1 protein-coding gene is annotated in these 969 nt (G+C 63.5%); it reads left to right on the forward strand.

What is annotated here, in order from left to right:
* Positions 1–157 precede the first annotated feature (157 nt).
* On the forward strand, positions 158–969 hold an 812-nt coding region (locus GOACH_RS22955; RefSeq protein ID WP_005180748.1), incomplete at its 3' end, for an ISL3 family transposase.

Below are 969 nucleotides of genomic sequence, written 5' to 3' on the forward strand. Positions count from 1 at the left end.
TTCCTGATTGACGGTGCGTGGAACAGGTTCTTGCGACCACAAGATGTAGGGGTGAGCAAGATCGCGGGGTGATGGGCGGTGTCGCTGGAGGTGTAGGCGGGTCCTGCGGTGTGAGGATGAAAGCTCTCACACCATCAGCCCGACACCGACAGGACCCATGTTGCAGCGTAGCGCTATTGCCGACACCATTTGCCGCACCATCGAGCTCGGGGTGACGATCACCGGTGCCGCCCTCGACGGCGAGGACCGCACCCACGTGTTCTGCGAGGTCCTGGAACCGAAGAACACATGTCCCGGATGCGGGCGGCCGGGTCGGCTGCGTGACCACATCGATCGTGAGGTCGCTGATCTGCCGATCGTGGGGCATCCGACTCGGCTGCATATCTCGGTGCCGCGCTATCTGTGCGACAACCCGGACTGTCCCACCACGATCTTTCGTGCCGACATCTCGACGATCGTGGCGCCGCGGGCACAGGTCACCCGGCGCACCACGACCTGGATTCTGCGGGCGATGATCGTCGACAAGATGTCGGTGACAGCGGTCGCCGCTGCGATCGGGATGAGTTGGAACACCGTGAACAACCTTGCGTTGGACGCGGCCCGCTCGTTGGCGTCCGCACCGGCCCGCCTGGACGGTGTGCGAGTCCTTGGGGTGGATGAGCACAAGTGGAAACACGTTCGCGGCAAGGGGGATTCGAGTTTCGTGACCGTGCTCGTCGACCTGACACCGATCGTCGATGGTACCGGGCCGGCACGTTTGTTGGACATGGTCGCCGGCCGTTCCAAGGCGGCGTTGAAGGATTGGCTGACCGCGCGCGATCCTGCGTTTCGTGACCGAATCAAGGTGGTGACGATGGACGGCTTCTCCGGGTATCGCACCGCGACCGCTGAAACCCTGGACAAGGCGCGTGCGGTGATGGATCCGTTTCATGTCGTGCACTTGGCCGCCGACAAGCTCACGGTGTGTCG

Source organism: Gordonia aichiensis NBRC 108223 (assembly GCF_000332975.1).
GTDB classification, from domain to species: domain Bacteria; phylum Actinomycetota; class Actinomycetes; order Mycobacteriales; family Mycobacteriaceae; genus Gordonia; species Gordonia aichiensis.